1 protein-coding gene is annotated in these 2,407 nt (G+C 74.0%); it reads right to left on the reverse strand.

Going from position 1 to position 2,407, the window contains the following annotated elements; genetic code table 11:
- Positions 1-267: 267 nt before the first annotated feature.
- Entirely contained in the window at positions 268-2,214 is a 1,947-nt protein-coding gene (gene dnaG, locus FNQ90_RS19810; RefSeq protein ID WP_182607601.1) for a DNA primase, read from the reverse strand.
- Positions 2,215-2,407 lie beyond the last annotated feature (193 nt).

Consider the following 2,407-nt stretch of genomic DNA (forward strand, 5'->3'; position numbering starts at 1 on the left):
GCGGTGGGGACCGCGCCGGCGAGGGACTGGATCTGCACGGAGCAACCTCCAGGTGCTCGCGACCGGAATGTGCGGCGCCGCCCACCAGTGTGAGTCACGGCACGCCCGGTTCACGAGGGGTGTGCGTCCCTTTTCCGCTCGGGGTTCCGCTCGGGATTCCGCATCCGGGCCCGGCACGACAACACCGAGCGGGGGCTCCGGCCGAGGGCTCGGAGTTCCCGGGAAGGCTCCCGGAGCCCGCCGGCCGGTGCCCGGCGAAGGCGCCGTTCAGAGCGCCGCGGCACCGCGTTCCCGCAGGGCCCGCCCGTACTGCTGGAGCACCCACAGCTCCCGGCGCAGCTCCGTGGCCTCGTCCGCGGCACCGCGCGACTCGGCGCGCAGCGCGGCGCCGTCCAGGTCCAGGACCCGGCGGTCCACCGCCGCCAACCGGACCCGGACCAACTGGTCGCCCGCGTACACCTCGTCGGGATCGCGCGGGGTGCGCAGGGGCTCCACCGCCAGCTCGGTGACCAGGGCCCGGACGGCGTCGTCCGGGGCGGCGGCACGCACCCGGGCGATGTACCCGGGATCGGTCGAGCCCGGCTCCACACCCCCGGCCTCCGCGATCGCCCGCCGCACCACCGCGTAGGGCGGGGCGGTGAACTCGTCCTCTCCGTAGGCGTCGAAGGCCGGCGAGACCAGGGCGGGGAACTGCAGGGCGAGCTTGAGGAGTTCGCGCTCGACCCGGTGGGCGGGACTGCGCAGGTGCAGGGGGGGACCGGCCTGACGGGGCACCTCGAGGACCGTCGAACCGGCTCCCGCGAAGCGACCGCCGCCGGAACCGGCCCGGCCCCGCCGGCCGGCGGGGCCGGGGCCCCCCGCTCCCTCGGGGCCCGAGCGCCCGGGGTGCCGGCGGTGGACCAGTTGGCCGACCCGGCGCAGCACGAAGTGGTGGTCGGGAATGCCGACCAGGCCGGCCAGCCGCACCGCGTACTCGTGCCGGATGGCGGGGTCCTTGATCATCGCTACCACGGGCGCGGCCTGCTCCAGCGCCGCCGAACGCCCCTCGGCCGTTTCCAGGTTGTGGCCCCCCACGATGTGGTCCAGGGCGAAGGCGAACAGCGGGGCGCGGCTCCCCACCAGCTCCCGCACCGCCTCGTCACCCCGGTGGAGCCGCAGGTCGCAGGGGTCCATGCCGTCGGGGGTGACGGCGATCCAGGTCTTGGCGGCGAACTTCTGATCGTCCTCGAAGGCCCGCAGCGCCGCCTTCTGACCGGCCGCGTCCCCGTCGAAGGTGAAGATCACCTCGGAACGGGAGTTGTCCATCAACAGGCGTCGCAGGATCTTGATGTGCCCCTCGCCGAAGGCGGTGCCGCAGGTGGCGATGGCGGTGGTCTCGCCGGCGAGATGGCAGGCCATCACGTCGGTGTAGCCCTCGACCACGACCGCCCGGTTGCCCTTCGCGATGTCCTTCTTCGCCAGGTCGATCCCGTACAGCACCTGCGACTTGCGGTAGATGGGGGTCTCGGGGGTGTTGAGGTACTTCGGCCCGTTGTCGTCCTCGCGCAGCCGCCGGGCACCGAACCCGATCACCTCACCGGCGATGTCCCGGATCGGCCACATGAGTCGGCCCCGGAACCGGTCGATGGGGCCGCGCCTCCCGTCCTGGGCGATGCCGGAGAGCAGCAGCTCGCGGTCGGTGAAGCCCCGGCCGCGCAGGAAGCGCACCGCGTGGTCCCAGCCGGCCGGCGAGTAACCGACGCCGAAGCGTCCGGCGGCGTCTCCACCGAAGCCGCGTTCCTCCAGGAAGGCCCTGGCCGGCGCCGCCTCGGGCGAGTCCAGTTGCTCGACGTAGTACCGGGCGGCCTCGCGGTGCGCCTCCACCAGCCGGGTGCGCTCCCCCGCCTGGCTGCCGCGCCCGTAGCCGCCCTGTTCGTAGCGGAGGGTGATGCCGGCCTGCGCGGCCAGTCGCTCGACCGCCTCGGCGAAGGAGAGGTGCTCCAGCTTCATCACGAAGTCGAGGGTGTCCCCGCCCTCCTGACAGCCGAAGCAGTGGTAGAGCCCCTTGCCCGGACTCACGTGGAAGGAGGGGGACTTCTCGTCGTGGAAGGGGCACAGGCCCTTGAGGTTGCCGCCGCCGGCGGGGCGGAGCTGCAGGTAGTCGGCGACGACGGCATCGAGCGGCACCGCCTCCCGAACCGCTCTCACGTCCTCGTCGTTGATCCTGCCCGCCACCCGCACAGTGTACGGCGGGGCACCGACGGTCCCGCCGGCGCCGGGCCGGGGACGGGTGAGCCGGGACGCCCGACACGCATATCGTCGTCCCCCCGGGGGGAACGCATGGCGGGACGGAGGGGTCCCGGCGGACGGGGCACGGGAACGGAGGGAGCCGGTGATGACCGGGCGGGACGCGGGTCGTGAGGAGCGG

Origin of the sequence: Streptomyces alkaliphilus, assembly GCF_014141535.1 — a bacterium.
GTDB lineage: Bacteria > Actinomycetota > Actinomycetes > Streptomycetales > Streptomycetaceae > Streptomyces > Streptomyces alkaliphilus.